Origin of the sequence: Streptomyces albus subsp. chlorinus, assembly GCF_013302895.1 — a bacterium.
Taxonomy (GTDB): Bacteria; Actinomycetota; Actinomycetes; order Streptomycetales; family Streptomycetaceae; genus Streptomyces; species Streptomyces chlorinus.
The window spans coordinates 55,595-78,679 of the sequence record NZ_VJOK01000001.1 but is presented as its reverse complement, the minus strand read 5'-3'; the positions used below and the strand labels follow the sequence as shown (position 1 = coordinate 78,679).

The window sequence follows — 23,085 nt, the reverse complement described above, 5'->3', positions numbered from 1 at the left end:
TGACCCAACACGTCACAGATCGCGCGTCAAGATCTACTTGAATGCGGTGACGTGATCCGTGATGAAGGTTCGCAGGCTACGGGGACCGTGTCCGGTCAGGGTGGCGACGTCATGGGACAGCCACGCGGCATCCCCTTCAGCGATCAGTCCGAAGACCTGGGCATTGGAGGCGGCGACCGGCTCGGGAACCCCGGCTCGGACCATCGCCTCGCGGTGCTGGTCGGGCGTGAGTCGGCGGTACTCGATCTCCTCGCCCAGGGCGCGGGTCAGCTCGGCGGCAACGTCGGCGTAGGTGACGAGTTCGGGACCGGTCAGCAAGTAGGTGCTCCCCTCATGGCCGGTGGGATCAGCTGCGACGGCCGCCGCGGCTGCGGACACGTCACGTGAATCGATCATGCCGAACTGGCCGTCGCCGGTAGACATTACAAACCCGTGGGTTTGCTTGATCATCGGAGCCATGAGGAACAGGTTCTGCATGAGCAGGTTCGGGGCAAGCAGCGTGTACGTCAGTCCGCTCGCTTTGAGGTGAGCCTCGATGCGTGCATGATCGCGGCGGCGCTCGACGGGGGAGTCGTCGGTCGCCTTGTGGTTCGTGATCTTGATGACGTGCTTCACAGCCTGGCGGACGGCACTGTCGATGGCCGCGATCTCCTGAGCGGGAACCGAAGGACTGATCAAGACGAGCGTGTCGACACCGGCCATCGCCGCCTCCAGCGTGTCCGGCTGGCCGAAGTCTCCTACGGCGACCTCGACGCCGCTCCAGCTTCCATCCTGCGGCGCACGCGCGGCATCCCGCACCAGCGCCCTGACGGGGAGGCACTTGCTGCCCAAGAGCCGCACCGTCTCGGTGCCGATCTTGCCCGTCGCTCCAGTCACCAGAATCATGGCGCCTCCATCATCAGTGTCGAAGGGATGGTCTCTGCACGCAACGCGGTACAGCCTCTCCAGGCTGCCCAGGCGCCGTATCGTTTGTGAAGTAGGCACCGTCTGGATATATAGGTACCTGATGGATACCAACTCGAAGATCACGTACTCGAAGGACTGCCCGTCGCGCACGGTCGTGAGCGTGCTGGCGAACAAGTGGTCGCTCTACATACTGGGCATGCTCGGCCAGAGCGACCGTCCACTCCGCTTCACCGAACTGCGCCGACATATCGGAGGCGTGACCCAGAAGTCCCTCACGCAGGCGCTCCGCAACCTCGAACGTGACGGCCTGGTCAGCCGCACCGTCTACCCGACCATCCCTCCACGGGTCGAGTACGCCCTCACCAGCCTCGGCCACGAAGCGGAAACACTCACCACAGCCATCGCCGACTGGTCCAAGACAAACGCAGCCCGCGTGCATGCAGCGCGCGACGCCTACGACGCCCGTACGGGGGAGACCCGAACGGGACGGACGTGAGAGGCCGCTGTCACAGAGCGAGTGCGCGGTAGTTGATCAGGCTGGTGGCGATCGAGGTGAAGGCGAGGACGTGCTCGGCCTCGCGCTCGTAGCGTCGGTGCGGTCGTCGCTTGCAGCCGACAGCAAGAGCGGGGCACGCTGGACCACCCCGGCGGTGCTGGCCGAGGGGCTGGGAGGTTTCGACGCCAGGACGGGCGATGTGCGGGACGATGCCCGGGCCCCGACGCCATCGCCGCAGGCGGATGTCGTCGTAGCCCTGGCTGGTTTCATCGGGATTACCTTGCTGGCCGGGTGAAGGTGGCGGTGAGGTGGTGTCCGACCAGGTGGATGGTGGCGGTCTTGCTGTATCGGGTGTCAGCCGGGCCGCGTCCTTGCTTGCGCTTGTTGACACAGCGCTCGGCGGGTCGCGCTGTTTGTGGTTCTCGTTGTAGGTCTCGCGGTCGAAGGCCGGGGACGGCCGCCGAGTCGGCCGCGCCGTTTGCGGTGCGTCGGCTGCTCGACCGGCTGTGGGGGCTGCCGCCCGTGCCCGTCACTGCCGCAGGCGGATGCGGATGGCCCGGGACGCTTATGCCTTGTCGGCCAGGACCGCATCCGGCGTGATCAGCGGATGGCCGACCCGTCTGGGCGCACCCGGAGGCGGGCCATGACCTGCTCGGACGCGGGTGCATTCCCAGTCCAGGTCCCCTCGGCGTCCGCCTGGGCCAGCAGCGCGGCGAACACCTTCTCCCAGGTACCGTGGGCAGCTCACTTGTGCAGCCGGTTGCGCACGCCTTTCGACGACGCGAAACCCTCGGGCAGGTCCGGCCCGTCCAAGGCGTGCCGGTGCGGTACTTGAACGCGATCGCGTCGACCGCCTGCCGGCGACCCCGCCACCGCCCACCCCGCCCGGGGCCCGGTCCGGCAGAGGTAGCAACGGCTCGATGCGTGCCTACGGTGCATCGGCCAACACCACACCCAGGACCAACGGCCAGATGGTCTGAAAGAAACTGCCTAGTCGTGCAGGTCGAACAGGTCGATCAGGTCGTGAGGTGTGTCGTCGCCGTAGAGGAGTTCTTGGAGTTTGTAGCCGTCCCTGGCGGCTGCGGCGCTGCGGGTGAACAGGTCCTGCTCGTAGTCGGCGAGTGCGGCCTCGATGTCGTCGGGGTGGGCGGCGATGGCCTCGGCCAGTTCGGCGCCGTCGTACATGGCCAGGTTGGCGCCTTCGCCGTTGGGAATCGAGAGGTGGGCCGCATCACCGATCAGGGTCACTCCGGCAGTCCGGTCCCACCGGTGTTCCACGGGAAGCGAGTTGAGGATACGCAGGACCGGTGCCGTGTCGCCGTCGGTGATGAGGGCGGTGAGTTCGGGCGCCCAACCGGCGAACTCCTCGGCTACACGGGCCGTGGCTGCGGCGGGATCGGTGAAATCGATGGCGAGGAACCAGTCCAGAGGCTTGACGAGTGCCACGTAGGCGTGGAGCGTCCCGCCGCGCTCCCGGTGCGCATGGATTCCCTTCCCCGGCGCGAGCGCGTACATCGCTCCGCCGCCGACCGCCTTCGCGCAGGCCGGATGCCGGGTGTCACCGTCGTACAGCCAAGTCTCGACGAACGAGGTGCCGGTGTACTCGGGCTCGGCGTCGGACAGCAGCGGCCTGACACGCGACCACGCGCCGTCCGCGCCCACCAGCAGGCTCGTCGTCGTGGTGGTGCCGTCGGCGAAGGTCACCTCGTGACGCCCCTCGCCGAGGGGTCGCACTTCCCTGACCGCGTGTCCCCACCGGACCGCGCCGGCCGGCAATGAGTCGATCAGGATGCGTCGCAGTTCACCGCGCTGCACCTCGGGGCGTCCCCGCTCGCTGTCGTCGGCGTGGAGCAGGGTCCCGTCGGGTCCGAGGACCCGTATCGCCTCCCGGCCCTCCAGGATGATGCCGCGGAACGCGTCCATCAGGCCCGCCGCCCGGAGTGCCGCCTGGCCGTTCTCCTCGTGGATGTCGAGCATGCCGCCTTGCGTGCGCGCGGTCGGCGAGGGCTCGGCCTCGTAGACGGTGGCCGGGATTCCATGGACGTGCAGGACGCGGGCGAGCACGAGGCCGCCGAGACCGGCACCGACGATTGTGACGTGCGGGTTCATATAAGGCTCCTAGTGAGGTGTCGAGGCAGCCGGAAGGGGTCCCGGACGCCTGTGGAATGTCATTCCATAGCCAGTGTGGAATCCAATTCCAGATGTGTCAAAATGGCAGGGTGACATCACGGACCGACAAGAAGTCGCAGCGGCGTGCGGATCCGCTCACACGGGAGCGGATCGCCGAGGCCGCCGTCGAGCTGCTCGACACGGCGGGGGAGCGCGGGCTGACGTTCCCGGCGTTGAGCGAGCACCTGTCGACCGGCCCGGGAGCGATCTACTGGCACGTGTCGGACAAGAGGGACCTGCTCGGCGCGGCCACCGAGGCCGTCATCGGCACGGCTCTTCCCGCCCAGCCCGCCCCGTCACCGCAGGCGCAGCCGCAGCGGGAGCAGGTACACGCTGTCGCACTCGCCCTGTACGACGCGATCGAGGCGCACCCGTGGCTGTCCACGCAGCTCGCCGCTCAGCTCTCCCGCAACCCCTGGGGGCCGGTGACGGCGCGGATCTTCGAAGGCATCAGCCGCCAGGTCATCGCACTGAACGTGCCCGCCCACAGCTGGTTCACAGCGACCTCCGCGCTGATGCACTACATCCTCGGTGCCGCCGCGCAGAACGCCGCGAACGCGGCCAGCGCCCGCGAGCTCGGCCCTGAAGTGAACCGTGCCTCGTTCTTCGAGTCCGTCTCACAGGCGTGGCAAGAACTCGACCCGCACACCTACCCCTCCACCCGGGCCGTGGCGAGCCACCTGAGCGATCACGACGACCGCGAACAGTTCCTCGCCGGGGTCGACCTCATCCTCGCCGGCTTCGCCGCGACCTACCCGTCCGCCGCCGAGCGGACAGTTGCCCAACCGCCCCGCCGACCGGACAACTCCTAGGTTGTCTCCCTAGGCCCAGGGCAGCCTGAGCCGGAGGCGGGCGAGGGGGACCAGTGCCTTGTAGGACGGGCGTGTTTGTCGCGGCGGGCGGCCAGGGCCTTGTCGTGCTTGAGTCGGTTGTAGCTGGGCTCGGCGACGTTGCGGCGCCGACGGGGCTTCCAGTCGAGCCGGTAGCGGCAGGCTCCGGCTTCCGCGGATGCGCCCGTTGATCTGGTCGATTGATCTGGCCGATCCGTTCCGGGGCGCGCTGCCTTCATAGGGGCACGTTCGGGGCACGTTCGGGGCCGCCGCCCGTCAGGCGTCCCGTGTCACTCGTGGGGTGACGGTGCGGTGGATGGTCAGGAGCGTGCCGTCGCTCTGTTTCTACGCGGTTGGGGCCCGCGGTGTCGGACCGTTTGCGGGGTCACTGCCGTACAGCACGCAGGCCGTCCAGGAGCAGCCGTAGTCCGAACTCGAAGTGGGCTGTGAAGTCCGTGCTGGTGAGCGTCGGCAGTGTGGCGGCGAGGTGCGGGTAGGCCCCTGCCGTCGCCGCCTCGTGCAGGTTTCCCGCATCGGCGGACCCGTTGTTCTCCGGTTGCAGGGCGGCCTGTTCCTCCAGGGTGTGGCCCACGGTGAAGTTGGCCACCGCGTAGAGCGCCCGTGCCGCTTCGGCGTCGCTGAAGCCCGCCTCACGCAGCACGCCGGTGAGGCTGTCGGCGAAGCCCAGGGTGTTCGGGCCGGTCGAGTGTGTACCGGCGTAGACGCGTGCGCCGTCGCGATGGGCGAGGAGGGCCGCACGCAGCGCGCGGGCCAGGCGCGCCGCTCTCTCGCTCCAGTCGCTGTCCTCCGCCGGCCCGGCGGCCTCGGCGACGCCGCCGACCATGCGCTCGGCCATGGCGGTGAGCAGGTCCTGTTTGGTCGCGAAGTAGCGGTACAGCGCGCCGGCCTGCACATCCATCGCGTCGGCGAGCCTGCGCATGGTCAGCGCGTCGAGCCCGGACTCGTTCAGCAGGTCGAGGGCGGTCTGGACGGTGCGGGCCTGGTTGAGCCTGGCGGGGCGGCCTCTGGTCGGACTTGACGGGGTGCTCACGGGTCTCACTATACTAAACATCGTTCACGTGAACGCCGTTCACTAAATGGGGAGAACATCATTGATGAACACGGATGTGGTCGTCTCAGGCGCGGGCCCGACCGGGCTGTTGCTCGCCTGCGAGCTGGCACTGGCGGGCGTGCGGACCCGGGTCCTGGAGCGCCGCACGGAACCGCAGCGCCATTCGCGGGCGCTGAGCCTGCACCCGCGCAGCCTGGAACTGATGGACCAGCGGGGACTGCTCGACCGGTTCCTCCCGCTCGGCCGGACCGTGCCGAGCTGGCACTTCGCGGGGCTGCGCACACAGCTGGACTTCAGCGCGCTCGACTCCCGGCACGGCTACACCCTCTTCCTGGCCCAGGCGCGCACCGAGGCGATCCTCGAGGAGCGGGCGCACGAGCTGGGGGTGGAGATCAGCCGGGGATACGAGACCCTCGGCGTGAGCCAGGACGGCGACGGGGTCGAGGTGGAGACGCGCGTCCCCGGCGGCGGCACCGAGACCGTACGTGGCCTCTACGCGGTCGGGTGTGACGGCGGGCGCAGCATCGTGCGGCGGGCCGCCGGGATCGGCTTCCCCGGCACCGACGAGACCCTGACCGGGATGCTCGGGGACTTCGCGGTCGTCGACCCGCGGCCCGGCGCCCTGGACGCGGCACGGGCCCGTGGCGTGATCGTCGCGCCGCTGGAGGAAGGGCTCACCCGGTTCGTCTGCCTGGATCCGGAGCGAATACGGGTCCCGGCCCGGGAGCCCGTGACCCTGGAGGAGTTCCGTACGTCGCTCACCCGGATCACCGGCTCCGACTGCGGAATCGCCGAACCCCGCTGGCTGTCGCGGTTCGGCAATGCCACACGGCTCGCGGAGAGCTACCGTTCGGGACGCATCCTGCTGGCGGGCGACGCCGCCCACATCCACTTCCCCGCGGCGGGCCAGGGGCTCAACACCGGGCTCCAGGACGCCATGAACCTGGGGTGGAAGCTGGCCGCCGTGGTGGGCGGCTGGGCCCCGCCGGGCCTGCTGGACAGTTACGACGGGGAGCGTCGGCCGGTCGGCGAGTCGGTGACCGAGAACACCGAGGTCCAGACCCTGCTGGCAGAGCTGACGCTGGTCGCGCAGTACCAGCGCCCGGCCGCGGCCCTGCGCAAACTCCTCGACCAACTGCTGGGCATGCCGGAGGTCAACCGCCGGCTCGCCGACCAGGTCTCCGCGCTCGGCACCCTCTACCCGCCGGCTGACTCGACCGCCGACCCGCTGGCGGGGCGCCGCATGCCCGATGTCGGGCTGACGGCCGCCGGTTCGGAGGCGAAGCGGGTGTACGAACTGCTTACCCAGGGCCGCTTCGTGCTGCTCGCCCTGGCCAAGGACCCGGCCCTTCGGGAGGCCGTCGGCACGGGCTGGGGCTCACGGGTCACGGCCGTCACCGCTGACACGTACGACGAGCACCCTGACCTCGACGGGGTGACCGAGGTTCTCGTACGCCCCGACGGACACATCGCGTGGGCCACCCGCACCACCGACGGCGGCGCGCGCCGCGACGAACGGGCCCAGGCGCTGACCGCCTGGGCCGGTACGCCCTCTTGAAGGAGCTGAACATGCCTGTGAACCGCGTCAGTCCACCATCCGTGCACAACCCGACCGACCAGATCAGCCAGGTCGTCACCATCGATGGAACGCGGCTCGTGCATCTCTCCGGGCAGGTCGCCTGGGATACGCGAGGGCGGCCCGTGGGACTCGGCGACCACGAGGCGCAGGCGGCACAGATCGCCCGTAACCTCGACGCCGCGCTCGCCGCGGTCGGTGCCACCCGCAACGACATCATCGAAGAGACCGTCTACGTCGTCGACTACACCCCGCAGCTGCTGCCCGCGATCTTCGGGCCGCTGCGGGCCGGTGTCACGGAAGCCCCGGCGAGCACGCTGGTGGGCGTGCCCGCACTCTTCGCACCGGAGTACCTCCTCGAGGTCCAGGTGGTCGCCGCGCTCCCCGCGCGAGGGAGCCATGAGCGAGCCGTACCGGCCGACGAGGCCGCGGCGGGCGAGCCCGCCAGGGCACATGAGCCCCACAGGGCCCGCACGACATCCCCCACGGGCGAAGACCAGGATTTCGAAACGGCCCTCACCCGCCGTGCCTGGGAGGACCCGTCCTTCGCCGCACGACTGGAACGCGAGCCCCTCAAGGCCCTGGCGTCGATGGGCGTGCATGTGCCCCCGGGAGTCAACGTGCAGGTCAGGCTGCAGAAACGCGACACGCTGTACTACGTCCTCCCACCCGCGAAACAGCCGGACGAGCCGGACCGCCGTGAGCCCGTGAACCTCATGGACCTGTGGCGCAGCGGGGACAACTTCGTCTGGCTGCTGCCCGAACGGCTCAAGAGCGAACTGCTGGCCATGCGCCGAGGCTTCCTCGAAGCCCGGACCGGCACCGATACGACATACGACGCGGAGCAACCATGAAACATGACGCCGGAACCCTCCACACACTGCGGCTCGTCAACGACAGCGCCTACCGGGAGAGGCTCGTCGCCGACCCGAAAGCAGTGCTGTGCGAGGAGTCGGGCCACCATCCCCGCGAGGATTTCGCCGTCGAGGCGGTGGAACAGCGAGACGACACCATCGTCATCCTTCTCCCCGCGGAACCGGAGGACGACGAGGACTTCGCGGAGCGGCTCACCGAGGTGTCCCAACGCGTCTACGACGTGCTGTTCTCGTCCGGAGTCGGCGGGTTTCTGATCCCCGACGACCGCCTGAAGTGGATTCTGCGGGACATCCGCTCCTCCTGGGCGGCCAAAGCCGGGCAGGAGGAATGATGGCCACCTTCGTCCTCGTGCACGGCTCCTGGCTCGGCGGCTGGGCCTGGGAGCGGGTCGCCCCCCGGCTACGGGAGTCCGGCCACACCGTAATGTGCCCCTCACTCGCCCCGGCCGGGCCCCGCGTCGGACTGCGCACCCACATCGCGGAGATCGTCGCCCTGATCGACAGGCACGCTCTCACCGACGTGACCCTCGTGGGACACAGCTACGGGGGCATGGTCATCACCGGTGCCGGATACGAACGGCCGCAGCACATCCGGCAACTCGTCTACCTTGACGCGTTCTTCCCCTCGCCCGGCCAGTCGGCCTTCGACCTCCAACCCGTCCTGCGCGACGCGTGCGACGCCGCTGCCGCTCTGCGGCCGGAGCAGGAAGCATGGCTGATTCACCCCTTCGGCTTCGAGACCATGGGTCTCGCGGCGGCCGACCTGGAGTGGGTGACCGCGCGGGCCCGGCCGCTGAGCCGGGCCACTCACGAGGAACCCCTGCCGGAACCCGCGTCCGGCCACCCTCACCCACCGGCGACCTACATACGGTTCGGAGATTCTCCCTTCTTCGCCGACACGGCGAATACGGCACTGCGGCGCGGGGCCCGGCTCCTGACAATCGAAGGCGCCGCCCATATGGCACCCATCTCCGACCACGAACGCGTCGGCGCGGTGCTCGGCCGGACAATCTGAGGAGCTGTTGCCGTGCGCAGCCGCGCCGGTCCGCGCCCGCGTCCTCCTCCTGGACGAGCCGACCGCCGGCATCGATCCGCTGGGCCGCCGACGGCACGTAGGAGAACTGTGCACCGCGCCGCCGGCCCGGGCAGAAGCCGAAGGCGACGCGGAGCGGGTCGTCGCGATCGACTCGCCCATCGTCCGCGCGCACCAGCGAACCATCGTCCGCGCGCACCAGCACGCGGCCGGGGACCCGCCCCCAAGGGACCCCGGCAGGCGAGCCGCACGCCCACCCCCTCGGACGCTCCCGCAGCCGACCGGCCACCAAGACCCACCCCGCTGCCGACGCGCCCTGCCGGCCCCTGGCTTTCCCCCTCCGGGAAAGCCCCAGTTCATCGCGGCTCTCAACCTTCTGTGAGGGCCTGGCACTATCCCGTTGAAACCTGTCACTGGTGCCGCTGGGCGATCACGGCGGCAGCCGGTTGACTTCGCGGTGTCCGAGGGAAAACGACCCCGAAGGAACCTCCATGCACATCCAGGTCGTCTTGTACGACGGCTTCGACCCGCTCGATGCCATTGCTCCCTACGAGGTGCTGTACGCCGGCGGCTCGGCGTCGGACGGCGCGGTGACCGTCGAGCTGGTCACCGCTGAGGGCCCCCGCGAGGTGATCAGCGGCACCGGAGGACTGACGCTGCGCGCCGCCGGTGCCCTCGACCCCCGGCGCGCGGACATGATTCTGGTGCCCGGAGCCTCCGGCCGCGTGGGCGAACCCGGCGAGGTCCCGGAAGAAGAGGTGGGCGCCGGTGAGTGGCGGCAGGACGAATTCATCCCGGTGCTGCTGGGCCGCACGCTGACCACTGAGCTTCCCGCACTCCTCAAGCAGGCGATGGACGACCCGGACACCACGGTCGCCACCGTCTGCGGCGGCTCACTCGTCCTGGCCCTGGCGGGCCTGCTGGAGGGACGTCACGCCACCACCCACCACATGGGCCTCGACATGCTGGACGCCACCGGGGCCCACGTGGTCCGCGCCCGCATCGTCGACGACGGCGACCTGGTCACCGGCGCCGGTGTCACCTCCGGGCTCGACCTGGGCCTCTACCTTCTGGAGCGCGAGGTGGGGCCCCGCATCGCGCACGCCGTCGAAGAACTCTTCTCCCACGAGCGGCGCGGCACTGTCTGGCGCGCCCAGGGACCGGCGCCCACCGCCCTCTGAATGCTCGGTCGTTCGCAGACCGAGCCGCTCACCACCTCCTTGCACAGTCAGGAACACCACCCCCATGCCCGTTGAAGGCACCTGGAACCTGTCCATCTCCACCCCCATCGGCAAGATCAAGGCCGTCGTCGAACTCCGTGAGCAGGACGGCGTCCTCACCGGTGTCGCCCACGGAGCCGGTGAGGAAGTACCACTCAGCAACCTCACCCTCGACGGCGACCGGCTCACCTGGAAGCAGGCCATCACCAAGCCCATGCGGCTTGATCTGGCGTTCGACGTGACGGTCGACGGCGACACCCTCCAAGGCACCTCCAAGGCCGGCCGCCTTCCGTCCTCGAAGGTCACCGGCGAGCGCAGGACCGCCCCGGAGTACCAGGCGTGACCAAGCTCTTTCTGTCCCTGCACGTCCTGGCCGCCATCGTTGCCGTCGGCCCGGTCACTGTCGCCGCGAGCATGTTCCCTGCGACGCTGCGCCGCGCCCTTGGTGACTCCGGCGGCGACGAGGCCCGCACCACCCTGCGGACGCTGCACCGCGTCTGCCGGGTCTACGCGGGCATCGGCATCGCGGTACCCCTCTTCGGCTTCGCCACGGCCAGCAGCCTCGGTGTCCTCGGCGACGCATGGCTGATCGCCTCGATCCTGCTGACTGCGGCGGCCGCCGGCGTACTGGCGCTTGCGATCCTGCCCGCACAGGACCGTGCCCTTGCCCAGGTCACGGGCACCGCCTCGCCGATGCCGACGCCGACCCCCGGGGCGCCGGGCCGTCTCGCCATGGTCACCGGCATCTTCAACCTGCTCTGGGCCACCGTCACCGTACTGATGATCATCCGTCCCGGCTCCACCACGGGAGTGTGACCATGCACCTCCGCTCTCCTCGCCATCTGCGGATCGCTGCTCACGCCGAGCTGATCTCTCTGATCGTGATGCTGGCCAACGTGTTCACCGTCCATCTCAAGCCCGTTTCTTCCTTGATGGGCCCCACGCACGGCTGCGCCTACCTGTTCGTCGTGATCGCGTCCTGGCGCCTCAAGGAAGCGTCGGCCGCCGCCAAGGCCCTGGCCCTCGTTCCAGGCGTCGGCGGGCTGCTCGTGCTGCGACAGCTCGGCCCTGGCGATTCGGCCCATGCCCAGGCGGAAGGAGTCATCCCCTCATGAACCTCGTCTCACCGGTGATCGTCGGCATCCTCTACTGCCTGGTGATGTCCCTGATCAAGGAACCGCACCGACGCCGCTTCAACGCGGTCATGGTGGGCGGAGCCGGCGCCGCCTACCTGAGCGGGGGCGGATTCGGCCCGTGGGAGCTGCCCTTCGTCGCACTCATGGCCTACGTCGCCTACCGCGGCCTGGAGTCCTGGACCTTCATCGGCATCGGCTGGCTGCTCCACACCGCATGGGACATCGCCCACCACCTCAAGGGCAATCCCATCCTGCCGTTCGCCCACGACACATCCCAGGCATGCGCCATCTGCGATCCGGTCATCGCCCTGTGGTGCTTCCGCGGAGGACCTTCCCTGATCGCGCTCGTCCGTCGCTGGTTCAGGCCCAGCCGGACACAGGACCACGCCGAGCACCACGCCTCTGCCCCTTCCTGAGCAGACGGCCCAGGCAGCCCTCGACCGCCGTGTCGTGGTGTGGATCAGGAGTGCTGCGGCCCCGGTGGCAGAGGACAGCACGGAGGTTTCAGCCGGCATCAGCCAGCGTCTCCACGCTGGTGCTCTTGCGCGCGGGAAAGCCGTTGGCAGACGTGGGGGAGGCCGTCGGCGCCAAGGCCGACGGCCTCTGCCTTGCTCAGGCGGCGGAAGACCGCGATTCCGCGCCGGAGCAGGGTGACGGGACCAGCGGGACCACTACCTCGTGGACGCCGAAGCACTCCTGCCCGCCGGCCGCGGTCTGATCGCCGCCGCCTCCAGGAGGACACCTCCCGCCCCCACCTGGCGGTTCAACCGGTCACTCCTGCTTCGCCGCTGCCTCCATGTTCCGGCTGCTTACTGCCCGCGTCCCCGATCTCCCCTTGGACGCGCACGCTCTCGCCCTCCTCGATCCGGTGATGGCCTGGCCGCCTTGGCGCCGATGCGGCCGAGGAGCGCGGCCAGTTCGGCAGGTGCGGACAGGAAGGGGGAGTGGCCGGTGTTCAGTCGTTCGACGTGTGCGGCGCGGGCGGACATCCGCCCCTGCAATGCGGGCGGGAGCGCCTTGTCACGCTCGCAGAGCACGTACGTGGAGGGCACGGTCCGCCACGCTGCCCGGGTCACCCGCTGCTGGAAGGAGCGGCGGCTCTGCGTGACGAGTCGGCCGACGGCGTCCTCGGCCTGCTCGTCGGGCAGGTCCCCGAACAGCGCGGTGCGGGGATCGTCGAAGACGACGGGGGCTGTGCCGTTGAGATCCTCGTCCTGACTGCCGTGATGACCATGGATGCTGAGCAGGGATTCCCCCTCCTCGGGCAGATACGCCGCCAGGTAGACGAGGTGAGCGGCGGCGGGAGGGCCGGCGGCGGCCTGGGTCACCGGGAGTCCGCCGTAGGAATGGCCGACGACGATCACCGGGCCGACTGCCTGCCGCAGATGCGCGGCTACCGCATCCGCGTCGTCGTACATCCCGGCGGCGGGCGTGCGCTGCGGCCCGGCGCTGGGGAGGTCTACCGTCCGAGCCGTCCAGCCATCGGCTGCGAGTGCCTCCCGCACGGGATCCCAGGAACCGGACCGGTGCCAGGCCCCGTGGACGAGAAGGAACGAGAGGCGCGGTGTGGTGGGGGAGGTGTCGGCAGCGGCCGTCACATCGGTGAACACGATGAGGCTCCTGAAGAATCCGGTCAAACGCGTGACGGAAGCGGAGGTGGATGCGCGGTGGGGCCGCCGACGAGTATCGACGGCCCGACCGCGGAAGCGGCTTGCGGGAAGGCGGGCGTCCAGCCGCGCTGCGTCAGGCGCGCTTCCGGTCGGCGGCTGCCGCTGTGCTTTGTGCCGTCACGGGCGCCTGCACCGGCACCCGGGCCCCGTCCGGTTCCTGCTCCTCGACATCACCCGTGCCCTGGCCGACAGCTTGCGAGCTGCCCTGCGCGCGGGCGGTGGCGCGCCCCGTGGCGGCGACTGCGGCGGTCCCGTGGGACGGCCGTACGAAGACCAGGACGATCAGTCCGCCGAGCGCTGCCGCCAGCGCTGCTGCCAAGAACACCCGGTCGAGACCGGTGGCGAACGCCGCGTGCACCAACTGCCGCGCCGCGCTCCGGTGGGCGGCGGGCGCCGCCTCCACCAGGTGCCGGGCCTGCCCGGCGGCCAGCGCCGAGGCGCCCTGCCCCGGGTCGGGCACCGTGCCGGGCCCGGCGAGTACGGCGGCCGTCCGGCTGGTGAAGAGGGTGCCGAAGACAGCGATGGCCAAGGTCATGCCCAGCTGACGGAACGTGTTGACAGCCCCGCCGGCCATTCCCGCCTGCCTCGGCGGCACAGCGGAGGTGGCAGCCGAGACCAGCACCGGTGTGGCCAGGCCGACGCCGATCCCGGTGACCACGAGCCCTGCCATGAGCGCGGTCTGCCCAGCGTCGGCCGTCATCCCCGCACGCAGCAACAGCATGCCCGCGGCGACGGACAGGAGCCCGATGCCGATCGGCAGACGCGGCCCGAGACGCTGGAGGTGACGGCCGGCTGCGGCGGCCACGAGGAACGAAGCCCCGGCCAGCGGGGTCAGGGCGAGACCCGCCCCGACCGGACTGAGGCCCAGCACCGACTGGAGCCACAGCGAGACCAGCACCAGCCAGCCGAAAGCGCCACCCTGCAACAGCAGCGCCCCGCTCATCAACGCGGCGAACGAGGGCCGGCGCAGCAGCGCAAGGTCCAGCATCGGGGTGCTCCCGCGCCGCGCCGTACGGTGCTCGATCACCACGAAGGCGATGAGCGCCGTGGCGGTGACGGCGAAGGCCGCCAGGGTCCCGGACGAGACCCATCCCACCTCCCCACCGCGGATGAGCCCATAGGTGAGCGCGGCTATGGAGACGGTGAAGGCCGTCGCGCCGGGGATGTCGACGCGGGCCGAGGCCCCACTGAGCCGCGCCCCGTGGCCGGGAGATCCGGTGGGCCGGCCCGCGGGCCGGTCGGCAGTTACCACCCGCAGCGTCGTGGCGATGGCTGCGGCGGCGATCGGCAGGTTGACCCAGAAGATCGTCGGCCAGCTGAAGTGCTCGGTGAGCAGCCCGCCGAGCAGGGGCCCCGCAGCCGCGGCGGCCCCGTTGGCCGCGCCCCACACGCCGAAGGCCGTACCCCGGTCCCTGCCCTGGTAGGAGGTGAGCAGCAGGGCGGGGGCGGTGGCGAACATCGCGGCGCCGCCGACGCCCTGTGCCACGCGGGCGGCGATCAGCACCTCCGCGTTGGGGGCGAGACCGCACACCAGCGAGGCCAGGCCGAAGACGCCCAGACCCCAGACGTAGGAACGCCGGTGGCCGAAGCGGTCCGCGAGGGAACCGGAGGCCAGCAGCAGGGCGGCGAGCGCCAGGGCATAGCCGTCGATCACCCATTGCAGCGAGGTGAAGGAAGCGCCGAGGTCGGCAGCCATGCTGGGAAGTGCGACGTTCACGATCGTCACATCCACCAGCAGGATGAAAGCGCCCAGGCAGACCGCCGTCAGGGGCCACCACTTGCGCATGTCGGTTTCTCCGTTCGGATCGAGCAGGTATTCCGGGATCCAGCCCCGACCGCGACCGTGCCGCGGCGAACGAACGGGGCGGGCCGAGCGGCCCGGTGACTGGTCCCACAAAAGAGCCTTGAGCCCTCACAGGCGGATTCGTGAACCACGGTGGCCAACGTGCACGGATCCGACATCACGGAGACCATGACGACCGATCTCGACACTCCTGACCATGCGTACCGCAGCCTGTCGGACGAGGACCTGGGGCTTGAGCACCGGACATCGCGTCGTGGAGGGGGACGAGTTCTTCGTCCTGGTCGACAAGTGACCCGAGGTGACGCAAGACGGTGAGCGGACAGATGTCGTGGGCGTCGTGCTCATGGGTGCTGGCATCGGCGAGAGCACCATCAAGGTGGAAAGCCGGGACCAGCCGCCGCCCGAGCCGGTCACGGACGGCGGCGACGAGTTCTTCGAGACGGCGGCACCACACTGACCGGCGGTATGCGTCTGCGCGCCCTCGTGGAGGACCCGCCCGACGTGCCGGTACTCGCCCCGGCGCAGTCATGGGCCTTCGCTCACCCGGGCGGCCCACCGGTACAGCTGCTGGCCGGCATGCGTTCCAGCACTGGGCCGACGCCGATGGGGACGGCTGCATCATCAGGCACGAGGAGCTGCTCGCGGGGTTCGGCCTACCCGGCGGTCTCCGCATCGGTGGGCTGCGTGTCTCCCGTCTCCACGCGGAAGGGGTATGTCCCGGCTGCGGTGAACGCGTCGTGGATCGGCATGATGAGCGAGGTGAGGCGACGGACGTTCGCGTCGCCGATCGGTGTCCAGAGTGTGGCGCAGCGTGCGTCGGTCTCCGCCTCGATCTGTTCGCGCGCCGCTATGCCGGCATCGGTCGCGGTGCCGTCGGTGTCGAGCCAGCCGCGTGCGGCGAGGCGCGTCGTTGCCGCGGCCACCTCCTCGTCGTCCCACAGCCGGGTGGCACGTGCGATCGCTTCCGGGAAGTGGCCTGTCGCGGTCTGCAGAACGTTGCAGTCGCACGGGCCGAGACCGTTGGCGGCGAGCACGGTGACATGCGCGTCGCCGCGCCACTCGCGCAGCACGGTGATCTGCTGCCACAGCGCGACGAGCGGATCCGAGGGAAGGGGGACCGAGGCGTTGGCGGCGGCCATCGTCTTCCCGGCGTAGTCGGCGCTCGCGACGACCGGGTCGATCAGCGATCGTGCCTCCGCGATCTGGTCGGCGGTGAGGTCCACGCCGACGCGCTGCAAGGCGCGGCCGGCGGCCGTGAATCGGGCGGCCTGCCACTGCTGTGGTGTCGCGGCCTCCCACACGCCTGCCATGGCCTGCACCGACCGGGGGCTGAAACTGTAGAAGGCCGCGAGTGTGACCTGCCACGGGACTGCGCCCATCGGGGCCGACCGGAACGCGAAGTACGCCGGTGCGTACTCGGTCACGCCCAGCTCGGCGGCCTGCTCCGGTGCCTCGGGGATGAAGTAGACGAACAGGTGGGCGGCGTTGATGGTGAGGCTGACCTCGCGGACGGCGTTCAGGTCCATGCTGGTGCGAGGAAAGGTGTTGGCGAGATGCATCGCGGTGGTCTCCCGGCAAGTGGAAGGATCAGGATCGTCTTTTGTGTATCCGGTGAGTCAGGACGGCTCCGGCGCGGTGATCCGTGCGGAGATCGCGCCCAGCTCCCGCACTTCGATCCGGACCGCGTCTCCGGGTGCCAGGTAGGGGCGGTGACCGGACAACTCCTGGATGCAGCCGGTTCCCACGGGGCCGCTGGCGAGGATGTCACCGGCGCGCAGCGTGGTGCCGCGCGACGCGTGCGCCAGCATCTCGCCGAATGACCAGTGGATCTCGTCCCAACTGCCGCCGCCGTAATGCTCGTCGTTGACGTACCCGTCCATCCGCAGCGCATAGCCCCTGTCCGAGCGGTAGGGTTCCAGCTCGTCGGGGGTGACGAGGAACGGGCCGAGACTGGTCGAGGAGTCCTTGCTCTTGGACGGGCCGTACACGAACCCCATCTCGCTCGCGGAGATGTCGCGTGCGCTCCAGTCGCAGTAGACCAGGTATCCGGCGATGTGCTTCTCCGCCGTGGCGGCGTCAAGGTTCGAGCAGTCCCCGGCGATGACCGCGGCGACCTCGACCTCGTAGTCCCACAACTGAGCGTCCGGGGCGATGGGAACCTCGTCGTGCGGTCCCCTGATCGCCGCCGGGTTGGAGAAGTGGAAGAGCGGATACTCGTACCAGACCGGGCTGACCGTGCCATCGCCGGTGGCTGCCCTGCCCGCGTTGCTGACGTGACGTTCGAACGCGGCGAAGTTCCGGACCGCCGGGGGCACCGGTATCGGCGCCAGCAGATCGGCCGTGGCCAGCTCGACGATCTCAGCCGGTTCCCTGGTCGCGGCGGCCACCAGCCCGCCTTCGGCGCGCAGCAGCTCCACCAGCTCCATGCCCACGGCGTGGATCTTGTCACCGCGCACCACGCCGCAGCGTGCGGAGCCGTCGGCGGAGCGGTAGCTGACCCACTTCATCGGGCAAGCACCTCCCGGGTGTCGTCGTAGAGCCGTCCTGCGTCGGCAAGGGACGATGCCTGAGCGTCCAGGGGGACGGCGGCTCCCTCGCTCACGGCGACGGGGTGGCCCCGGGTGCCGGAATGCGGGAACGGCAGGATCTCCCGCACGGCGGTCTCCACGGGCTTGCCGGTCGCGCCAAGACGGCCGGCCTGCGCGGCCTCTGCCGCGTCGTAGTCGTCGGCGAGGCTTGTGGCGACGGCACCGGGGAAGTTGTTCACGTACCGGATGGCGGGGTGGCGGGCGAGGCCGCGCCCGATGCCGTCCGTGCCCCCGCTGATCACTACTGTCTTCACGCGGCCACCGCCCGCGCGAACTTGACGATCTCCTCGGCGAACAGCTCCGGCTGCTCCAGAGCGGCGAAGTGGCCGCCCGCGGGGATGCTGTCGTTGAAGTAGCGCAGGTCGCGGTAGGCGCGCTCGGCCCAGACGCGCGGGGTACGCGTCAGTTCGTCCGGGAAGACACTGACCCCGACGGGAAGGTCCAGCTCGGTCAGAGCGAGGGGCTGTTGGGCGTACTCCCAGTACAGGCGGGCGGAGGAAACAGCGGTGCCGGTGAACCAGTACAGGGAGATGTGGTCGAGGATCTCGTCGCGGGTGAGGGCTTCGGGCCGGGCCCAGTCGAGGAACTTCTCATAAATCCACGCGGCCTGCCCGGCCGGGGAATCGGTCAGGGCGTAGCCGATGGTCTGCGGCCGGGTGCGCTGCACGACGTGGTATCCGGAATGGACGGCGAGGAAGCGGCTGCCCTGTTCGAGGGCGGCCTTCTCCTCGGGGGCCGGGTCGTCGCCGACCGGTGGTGCGGCGAGGAACTCGGGGAAGTTGAGGTGAACCGCGCGCAGGCCCGCCGGACGCTGCGCCCCCATGCGGGTCGCGATGACTCCGCCCCAGTCGCCGCCCTGGGCCAGGTAGGAGTCATAGCCGAGGCGCTGCATGAGCACGCCATACGCGCGGGCGATCCGGTCCGGGCCCCAGCCGGTGGAGGTGGGCTGGTCGGAGAAGCCGTAGCCGGGCATCGAGGGGATGACGAGGTGGAAGCCGTGCTCGGTGAGCGGGCCGACGGTCCCCAGGAACTCCAGGAACGAGCCCGGCCACCCGTGCAGCAGCAACAGGGCGGTGGCGTCGGGGCGGGGCGAGCGCACGTGCAGGAAGTGGAGGCCGAGACCGTCGATGGTGGTGCGGAACTGGCCCAGCTCGTTGAGCCGCCGCTCCAGCTTGCGCCAGTCGTACCCGGTGGCCCAGTACTCCAGCAGCTCCTCAAGCCGCTCCCGCTGCACCCCCTGGCTGCTGTCCCGCGCTGTCTCCCGGCCAGCAAGGCGTACCCGGCGGAGCCGGTCCTTCAGATCCTCCAGGGCACTGTTCGGAACGTCGATACGAAACGATGTCACGCTGTCCGATGTCATGGTCACCACGGTGCGGCCGCGACAAGCGCGCAGTCCAATGATTGTTCCGGTACATGCAATACGGCATGCGTATAAGAGCAGCTAGAGTGGGATGGTGCCCGATCCCTTCCCCGCGCTCGTGGACCTCGACCTGCGCCTGGTGCAGTGCTTCACGGTCCTCGCCGAGCACCAGCACTTCGGCCGTGCCGCCGAGGCGCTGCACACCACCCAGCCGTCACTGAGCCGGCAGATCCACCGCCTCGAACAGCAAGTGGGCGTCCGCCTGCTCGACCGCACCACGCGCGGCACCCGGCTCAGTGAGGCCGGCGAGGTCTTCCTGCCCCAGGCCAAGGAACTGCTGCGCGCCGCGGTCGAGGCGATGGCCCGCACCCGGGCCGCAGTCCGGCCCAGCAGCATCACCATCGGCTACAGCAAGGGGCTGATCATCACTCCGGCCGTGCGCGCCCTGCGGCAGCGCAACCCCGAAGCCGAGGTCCACACCCGTCTGCTCGCCTGGAACGACTCGCGCGGCGCGCTGCTGGAGCACCGCGTGGACGCGGTGGTGACGCGTCTGCCGTTCCCCACCGACCGGCTGCGCGTCACCGTCCTCTACGACGAACCGCGCGTGCTGGTCGTGCCGCAGGACCACCGCCTGGCCGGCAAGGAGTCGGTCACCCTCGACGACATCGCCGACGAGCCGATCCCCCACGTACGCCAGTCAGACCCGCTCCTGAACGCCTACTGGCGGTTCGATCCCCGGCCCGACGGGCGCCCCGCGCCCGACGGCCCCCTGGTCGAAGCGCTTGAGGACAAACACGAACTCATCGCCGCCGGACAGGCCGTGGCCATCGGGCCGCCCCTCGACCACGCGACCGGCCTGCACCCCAGCCTCACCACCGTCCCGTTGCACGGGGTCGAACCGAGCCAGGTCGTTCTCGCCACGCGCAGCGGCGACCGCAACCGCCTGGTCACCGCTTTCCGCAAACACGCCGAAGCTCTGCTCACCGGAGCCCACCGGGACGGACCGATACGTACGGTGTGATCAGCGGGGGGCAGAGGAGGGGGTGGCTCTGCCCGCATACCAAGCGAGCACGTCCCGTGCCTGGTCTGCCGCCACAGCACCCCGACAAAAAAGCGGCGGCCTCGGGGTTCCGGTCCGGGAACAACGGCTCGATACGTGCCGGCTGGGCGTCCGTCAACACCACACCACCGGGAACCGACGATCAGATGCCCCGAAAGAAAACAGCCTGGTCGCCGCCGCGGCGGACCTGGTTGCCGCCGGGGCGGCGGCACCGCGGTGGCGGACCGGCCCACAGAGGCGGTCGCCTGCTACGCGGCCTGGCAGCCGGTGGCGGGTTCTCCGCGGAATACGTCCTTGACGGAGCGGCCGACCAGCAGGCGTAACCGACGTGCTTGTCGAAGTCCCCGGACCCATCCGAGCCACGATGCCAGCGGCGGCACTCGACCGCTCGGCAGATGAACCCCACCACCTCGACCTCTGTCCGAGAAACATGTGCTTGCTCGGGGCGTACGTCGCAGCGGGGTGAGCCTGCGGCTTGTCGCCCGCCCTTTCGCGCCCGTCAGGCTTTCGCCGGTTCCGCCTCGGGCTCCGGGGCCCGGCGGCGGATGCCGAAGTCGTGGGTGAGGGGTGAAAGATAGGCCAGCAGTGCGGAGAAGAGGATGCCGCTCCAGCAGAAGACGGCCCATGGGAGGAAGTCGAAGTTCGCCACGCCCAGCGTCGATGCGAAGAAGGCGCCGGAGACGGTCCAGGGCATCAGCACCTCGGTGATGGTGACCGAGTCCTCCATGCTCCGTGAAAGGTTGGTTGGGTGGAGGTTCCGCTTCTTGAAGGCCTCACCGTAGAGGTCGTTGATGAGGAAGTAGGTGACAAGGGCGTTCGACGTACCGTTGATGACGGCGAAGCCGGAGAGCAGCGTGGCCGTCACAAGGCTGCCGGTGGAGCGCAGCTTGTTGATCAGCTTGCTGAGCAGGAGGCGGGGCACGCCGGAGTTCTCCAGCGCCGCGGCGAAGAAGAACGCGCAGAAGACGAAGAACGCCGAGCTGTACATCGAGGTCAGGCCGCCTCGGTCGAGCAGCTTGGTGACCGGTGCGGAGACATCACCGGGCAGCATGTCGGTGGTGAAGCCGGAGACGGCGGCGTCGAACGTGTCGGCGATGCTGAAGCCCTGGACGACTACGGCGAGTACCGCGGCGGTCATCGAGGACACGAAGAGCACGATCAATGGGGGCTTGCGCATGATCGAGCCGACGAGGACCACTGCGGGCGGCAGGAGCAGCACGGGGTTGAGGACGAAAAGCTGCTGCACCTCGGTGGTGGTGCGGTCGATGACGTCAAGGTTGACCGACCCCGCATCGATCGACAGCCCGGCGAACAGGAAGACCGCGATCGCGACGACCGATGACGGCACCGCCGTATAGAGCATGTGGCGGATGTGCTCGTAGATGTTGGCGCCGGCCGCCAAGGAGCTCACGTTGGTGGTGTCGGAGAGCGGTGAGAGCTTGTCGCCGAAGTACGCACCCGAGACCACGGCACCGGCGGTGATCGCCAGCGAGACGTCCATCGTGGCGGCGACGCTGATCAGCGCGACGCCGATCGTGCCGGCCGCGCCCCAGGACGTCCCCGTGAACGTGGCAACGATGGCTGTGACGACGAAGGACAGGATGTACAGGTACGACGGATCGATGAGTTCGAGGCCGTAGTCGACCATGAGCGGGACGGTGCCCGCGATCATCCAGGTACCGATCAGCAACCCGATGCTCAGCAGGATGAGGATGCCCGGCAGGGCTCGCTTGATCTTCTCGCCCATGTCGGTGAGGACCTGGTCCAGACCGACGCCGTGGAGGGCGGCGAAGACCGTGAACACGATGGCCGCGAATATGAGCATCAACTCTGCGGGAAACTTGAGAATCCCGATACCGCCGACGAAGATCGCCAGGGTGATGGCCACCGGGATGAGCGCCACGGTGAGCCGCGGTTGGAGGCGTGGTCGGAGGCGCGCACGTTTCTCAGCCTGCTCGGCCGACGCCGGGTCCTGCTGAAACTCCATTGTTTCCTCTCAGGCAAGAGTAGTGATGGCGTGGGGAAGCCGTCAGCGGGCGAGTGACGCGAAAGCCCGGTCGAGGTCCTCGATCTGGCTCTGCGCACCCTCAAGCCCCACGGAGAGCCGGATCAGGCCGCCGAGCCCCGGGTCCGGGGCATCGATGGAACGCACCGGTGACGTCACGAGGCTCTCGTAGCCGCCCCAGCTCGGGCCGATCCGAAAGAGGCGCAGGGCGTCGATGAACCGGGACACCCGCGCGAAGGTGCCCTCCCGCAGCTCGAAGCTGAGGAGCCCGGAGAAGCCGCTGAACTGGGAGGTGATCACAGCCTCGTCCGGGTCGTGGTCGGCGTGCGGGTGGTGGACAGCGGTGACCTCGGGGTGCGCGCGCAGATAGTCGACGACGCTCAGCGCGTTGCGCTGGTGCTGCTCCATCCGCACCGGAAGGGTCCGCAGCCCGCGCAGCACGAGGGACGCTTCCATGGCGGACATGACGGCGCCGAACAGCTGGTGGCCCTGGTAGAAGAGTTCGCGGATCGTGTCCCGGGAGCCGATCACCGCACCGCCGATGACATCGCTGTGTCCGCCGATGTACTTGGTCAGGGAGTGGACGACGAGGTCCACGCCTGCCGCGAGCGGCTTCTGGAAGAGCGGTGTGGACCAGGTGTTGTCCATCACCGTGCGGATGCCGTGGCGCCGCGCGACGGCCGTCAGCGCCGGTACGTCCACGACCTTCATGAGCATGGTGCCCGGGCTCTCGACATAGATGAGTGCCGTGTTCTCCCGGAGGTGCTCCTCGACGCCGGCGGCGGTCGGGTCGGCGAGGACCGTGTGCTCGACCCCGAAGCGCTCAAGGTGCTGCGCGAGTTCGATCGTCGGACCGTAGACGGTGTTGACGAAGAGCACGTGATCACCGCCGCGCAGCAGACCGGCGAAGACTGCGCCGATCGCGCCCATACCGGAGGCGAAGCACTTCGCGGCCTCGCCGCCCTCAAGCAGCGCGAGACGCTCCTCAAGGAAGGCGACCGTCGGGTTGGTGCCCCGGCTGTAGACGAAGTTCTCGTGTTCGGCGGCCTGCTGCCGTACGAACTCCCCGAAGGACGGCTTGGTGAAAAGGCTCGTCTGGTAGACGGGCGGAGCCACGGCACCGGGCCCGGCGCCCGGACCGTCCCAGACGCCCATACATATCTGCTGGTCGGTGCTGTTCACCTGTGCCCCTCGTCGCGGACTCGTGTGCGTGCGGACGTCGGCCGGGCTTGGAGCGGGCCGCCGAACAGGCGTAGCTTGTAATATAAGCTGCTACGTGGTCAAC

The 23,085-nt window shown here is 69.6% G+C and carries 25 protein-coding genes and 1 pseudogene; 14 read left to right on the top strand and 12 right to left on the bottom strand.

From position 1 onward, the window contains the following. Positions 1 to 33 precede the first annotated feature (33 nt). On the bottom strand, positions 34 to 885 hold the full coding sequence (locus FM076_RS00395; RefSeq protein ID WP_173867964.1) for an SDR family oxidoreductase: 852 nt from the start codon (positions 883 to 885) through the stop codon (positions 34 to 36). Positions 886 to 1,006: 121 nt separating this feature from the next. On the opposite strand from FM076_RS00395, the gene FM076_RS00390 reads away from it, so the two are divergent. Both FM076_RS00390 and FM076_RS00385 read left to right on the top strand, forming a co-directional pair. Continuing rightward, the gene (locus FM076_RS00390; RefSeq protein WP_173867963.1) at positions 1,007 to 1,402 is read left to right on the top strand and encodes a winged helix-turn-helix transcriptional regulator; all 396 of its coding nucleotides are present in this window, start codon (positions 1,007 to 1,009) and stop codon (positions 1,400 to 1,402) included. Positions 1,403 to 1,472: 70 nt separating this feature from the next. Then, entirely contained in the window at positions 1,473 to 1,697 is a 225-nt protein-coding gene (locus FM076_RS00385) for a hypothetical protein (protein WP_173867962.1), read from the top strand. 695 nt (positions 1,698 to 2,392) lie between these two features. Here FM076_RS00385 and FM076_RS00380 read toward each other — a convergent pair. Then, positions 2,393 to 3,511, bottom strand: coding sequence for an FAD-dependent oxidoreductase (locus tag FM076_RS00380; protein ID WP_173867961.1), 1,119 nt, complete (start codon positions 3,509 to 3,511; stop codon positions 2,393 to 2,395). A gap of 110 nt (positions 3,512 to 3,621) precedes the next feature. On the opposite strand from FM076_RS00380, the gene FM076_RS00375 reads away from it, so the two are divergent. Beyond that, a complete protein-coding gene (locus FM076_RS00375) occupies positions 3,622 to 4,383 on the top strand; it encodes a TetR/AcrR family transcriptional regulator C-terminal domain-containing protein (protein WP_173867960.1) in 762 nt (253 codons plus the stop codon). 9 nt (positions 4,384 to 4,392) lie between these two features. Here FM076_RS00375 and FM076_RS33215 read toward each other — a convergent pair. Continuing rightward, positions 4,393 to 4,602, bottom strand: a pseudogene (locus tag FM076_RS33215) (hypothetical protein); the annotation flags it as partial. 184 nt (positions 4,603 to 4,786) lie between these two features. Further along, complete coding sequence (locus FM076_RS00370) at positions 4,787 to 5,452, bottom strand: TetR/AcrR family transcriptional regulator C-terminal domain-containing protein (RefSeq protein WP_173867959.1); 666 nt, start codon at positions 5,450 to 5,452, stop codon at positions 4,787 to 4,789. A gap of 64 nt (positions 5,453 to 5,516) precedes the next feature. On the opposite strand from FM076_RS00370, the gene FM076_RS00365 reads away from it, so the two are divergent. The 9 genes from FM076_RS00365 to FM076_RS00325 all read left to right on the top strand — a co-directional run bounded on the left by FM076_RS00365 (position 5,517) and on the right by FM076_RS00325 (position 11,729). Beyond that, on the top strand, positions 5,517 to 7,031 hold the full coding sequence (locus FM076_RS00365; protein WP_173867958.1) for a monooxygenase: 1,515 nt from the start codon (positions 5,517 to 5,519) through the stop codon (positions 7,029 to 7,031). 11 nt (positions 7,032 to 7,042) lie between these two features. After that, positions 7,043 to 7,903 (top strand): Rid family hydrolase, encoded by an 861-nt coding sequence (locus FM076_RS33210; protein ID WP_243274242.1) that lies wholly within the window; start codon positions 7,043 to 7,045, stop codon positions 7,901 to 7,903. After that, complete coding sequence (locus FM076_RS00355) at positions 7,900 to 8,256, top strand: hypothetical protein (protein ID WP_173867957.1); 357 nt, start codon at positions 7,900 to 7,902, stop codon at positions 8,254 to 8,256. Before FM076_RS33210 ends, FM076_RS00355 begins: the two co-directional genes overlap by 4 nt. Beyond that, positions 8,256 to 8,939 (top strand): alpha/beta fold hydrolase, encoded by a 684-nt coding sequence (locus FM076_RS00350; RefSeq protein ID WP_173867956.1) that lies wholly within the window; start codon positions 8,256 to 8,258, stop codon positions 8,937 to 8,939. The genes FM076_RS00355 and FM076_RS00350 overlap by 1 nt, the downstream gene beginning before the upstream one ends. A 509-nt stretch (positions 8,940 to 9,448) precedes the next feature. Beyond that, positions 9,449 to 10,138, top strand: a complete 690-nt coding sequence (locus tag FM076_RS00345) for a DJ-1/PfpI family protein (RefSeq protein ID WP_173867955.1) — start codon at positions 9,449 to 9,451, stop codon at positions 10,136 to 10,138. A gap of 64 nt (positions 10,139 to 10,202) precedes the next feature. Further along, the gene (locus FM076_RS00340; protein ID WP_173867954.1) at positions 10,203 to 10,520 is read left to right on the top strand and encodes a hypothetical protein; all 318 of its coding nucleotides are present in this window, start codon (positions 10,203 to 10,205) and stop codon (positions 10,518 to 10,520) included. Continuing rightward, the gene (locus tag FM076_RS00335; protein WP_173867953.1) at positions 10,517 to 10,993 is read left to right on the top strand and encodes a hypothetical protein; all 477 of its coding nucleotides are present in this window, start codon (positions 10,517 to 10,519) and stop codon (positions 10,991 to 10,993) included. The genes FM076_RS00340 and FM076_RS00335 overlap by 4 nt, the downstream gene beginning before the upstream one ends. Before the next feature lie 2 nt (positions 10,994 to 10,995). Further along, positions 10,996 to 11,292 carry a DUF3817 domain-containing protein gene (locus FM076_RS00330; protein ID WP_173874414.1) on the top strand — a complete coding sequence of 99 codons (297 nt, stop codon included), beginning with the start codon at positions 10,996 to 10,998 and terminating at the stop codon, positions 11,290 to 11,292. Next, positions 11,289 to 11,729: a DUF6010 family protein gene (locus FM076_RS00325; RefSeq protein WP_173867952.1), complete on the top strand. Its 441-nt coding sequence runs from the start codon at positions 11,289 to 11,291 to the stop codon at positions 11,727 to 11,729. Before FM076_RS00330 ends, FM076_RS00325 begins: the two co-directional genes overlap by 4 nt. A gap of 393 nt (positions 11,730 to 12,122) precedes the next feature. Here FM076_RS00325 and FM076_RS00320 read toward each other — a convergent pair whose 3' ends face one another. Together FM076_RS00320 and FM076_RS00315 are read right to left on the bottom strand one after the other, a co-directional pair. Then, on the bottom strand, positions 12,123 to 12,950 hold the full coding sequence (locus tag FM076_RS00320; protein WP_180217683.1) for an alpha/beta hydrolase: 828 nt from the start codon (positions 12,948 to 12,950) through the stop codon (positions 12,123 to 12,125). Positions 12,951 to 13,056: 106 nt separating this feature from the next. Then, positions 13,057 to 14,769 (bottom strand): MFS transporter, encoded by a 1,713-nt coding sequence (locus FM076_RS00315; protein ID WP_173867951.1) that lies wholly within the window; start codon positions 14,767 to 14,769, stop codon positions 13,057 to 13,059. Positions 14,770 to 15,085: 316 nt separating this feature from the next. Here FM076_RS00315 and FM076_RS00310 point away from each other — a divergent pair, with 316 nt between their 5' ends. After that, on the top strand, positions 15,086 to 15,244 hold the full coding sequence (locus FM076_RS00310) for a hypothetical protein (RefSeq protein ID WP_173867950.1): 159 nt from the start codon (positions 15,086 to 15,088) through the stop codon (positions 15,242 to 15,244). A 196-nt stretch (positions 15,245 to 15,440) separates the two neighbouring features. On the opposite strand, the gene FM076_RS00305 is transcribed toward FM076_RS00310, so the two are convergent. From FM076_RS00305 to FM076_RS00290, 4 genes are read right to left on the bottom strand one after another with little or no spacing between them, the layout of a single operon-like run. Further along, positions 15,441 to 16,346 (bottom strand): SCO6745 family protein, encoded by a 906-nt coding sequence (locus FM076_RS00305; protein ID WP_173867949.1) that lies wholly within the window; start codon positions 16,344 to 16,346, stop codon positions 15,441 to 15,443. 57 nt (positions 16,347 to 16,403) lie between these two features. Further along, positions 16,404 to 17,294 (bottom strand): fumarylacetoacetate hydrolase family protein, encoded by an 891-nt coding sequence (locus FM076_RS00300; protein ID WP_173867948.1) that lies wholly within the window; start codon positions 17,292 to 17,294, stop codon positions 16,404 to 16,406. Continuing rightward, positions 17,291 to 17,629: a hypothetical protein gene (locus FM076_RS00295; RefSeq protein WP_173867947.1), complete on the bottom strand. Its 339-nt coding sequence runs from the start codon at positions 17,627 to 17,629 to the stop codon at positions 17,291 to 17,293. The genes FM076_RS00300 and FM076_RS00295 overlap by 4 nt, the downstream gene beginning before the upstream one ends. Continuing rightward, positions 17,626 to 18,735, bottom strand: coding sequence for an epoxide hydrolase family protein (locus tag FM076_RS00290; RefSeq protein ID WP_180217682.1), 1,110 nt, complete (start codon positions 18,733 to 18,735; stop codon positions 17,626 to 17,628). The genes FM076_RS00295 and FM076_RS00290 overlap by 4 nt, the downstream gene beginning before the upstream one ends. Positions 18,736 to 18,829: 94 nt before the next feature. On the opposite strand from FM076_RS00290, the gene FM076_RS00285 reads away from it, so the two are divergent. Further along, the gene (locus FM076_RS00285; RefSeq protein WP_345944826.1) at positions 18,830 to 19,756 is read left to right on the top strand and encodes a LysR family transcriptional regulator; all 927 of its coding nucleotides are present in this window, start codon (positions 18,830 to 18,832) and stop codon (positions 19,754 to 19,756) included. A gap of 538 nt (positions 19,757 to 20,294) precedes the next feature. Here FM076_RS00285 and nhaC read toward each other — a convergent pair. Further along, a complete protein-coding gene (nhaC, locus tag FM076_RS00280) occupies positions 20,295 to 21,782 on the bottom strand; it encodes a Na+/H+ antiporter NhaC (RefSeq protein WP_173867944.1) in 1,488 nt (495 codons plus the stop codon). Positions 21,783 to 21,824: 42 nt separating this feature from the next. Further along, positions 21,825 to 22,982, bottom strand: a complete 1,158-nt coding sequence (locus tag FM076_RS00275) for a PLP-dependent transferase (RefSeq protein ID WP_173867943.1) — start codon at positions 22,980 to 22,982, stop codon at positions 21,825 to 21,827. Between the last annotated feature and the right edge of the window lie 103 nt (positions 22,983 to 23,085).

Excerpts from the sequence above, each read along its gene's own strand:
- FM076_RS00390 (WP_173867963.1), top strand. The coding sequence starts at position 1,007 with ATGGATACCAACTCGAAGATCACGTACTCGAAGGACTGCCCGTCGCGC.
- FM076_RS00330 (WP_173874414.1), top strand. The coding sequence starts at position 10,996 with ATGCACCTCCGCTCTCCTCGCCATCTGCGGATCGCTGCTCACGCCGAG.
- nhaC (WP_173867944.1), bottom strand. The coding sequence starts at position 21,782 with ATGGAGTTTCAGCAGGACCCGGCGTCGGCCGAGCAGGCTGAGAAACGT.
- FM076_RS00380 (WP_173867961.1), bottom strand. The coding sequence starts at position 3,511 with ATGAACCCGCACGTCACAATCGTCGGTGCCGGTCTCGGCGGCCTCGTG.
- FM076_RS00395 (WP_173867964.1), bottom strand. The coding sequence starts at position 885 with ATGATTCTGGTGACTGGAGCGACGGGCAAGATCGGCACCGAGACGGTG.
- FM076_RS00325 (WP_173867952.1), top strand. The coding sequence starts at position 11,289 with ATGAACCTCGTCTCACCGGTGATCGTCGGCATCCTCTACTGCCTGGTG.
- FM076_RS00355 (WP_173867957.1), top strand. The coding sequence starts at position 7,900 with ATGAAACATGACGCCGGAACCCTCCACACACTGCGGCTCGTCAACGAC.
- FM076_RS00340 (WP_173867954.1), top strand. The coding sequence starts at position 10,203 with ATGCCCGTTGAAGGCACCTGGAACCTGTCCATCTCCACCCCCATCGGC.
- FM076_RS00345 (WP_173867955.1), top strand. The coding sequence starts at position 9,449 with ATGCACATCCAGGTCGTCTTGTACGACGGCTTCGACCCGCTCGATGCC.
- FM076_RS33210 (WP_243274242.1), top strand. The coding sequence starts at position 7,043 with ATGCCTGTGAACCGCGTCAGTCCACCATCCGTGCACAACCCGACCGAC.
- FM076_RS00300 (WP_173867948.1), bottom strand. The coding sequence starts at position 17,294 with ATGAAGTGGGTCAGCTACCGCTCCGCCGACGGCTCCGCACGCTGCGGC.
- FM076_RS00305 (WP_173867949.1), bottom strand. The coding sequence starts at position 16,346 with ATGCATCTCGCCAACACCTTTCCTCGCACCAGCATGGACCTGAACGCC.
- FM076_RS00315 (WP_173867951.1), bottom strand. The coding sequence starts at position 14,769 with ATGCGCAAGTGGTGGCCCCTGACGGCGGTCTGCCTGGGCGCTTTCATC.
- FM076_RS00350 (WP_173867956.1), top strand. The coding sequence starts at position 8,256 with ATGGCCACCTTCGTCCTCGTGCACGGCTCCTGGCTCGGCGGCTGGGCC.
- FM076_RS00290 (WP_180217682.1), bottom strand. The coding sequence starts at position 18,735 with ATGACATCGGACAGCGTGACATCGTTTCGTATCGACGTTCCGAACAGT.
- FM076_RS00365 (WP_173867958.1), top strand. The coding sequence starts at position 5,517 with ATGAACACGGATGTGGTCGTCTCAGGCGCGGGCCCGACCGGGCTGTTG.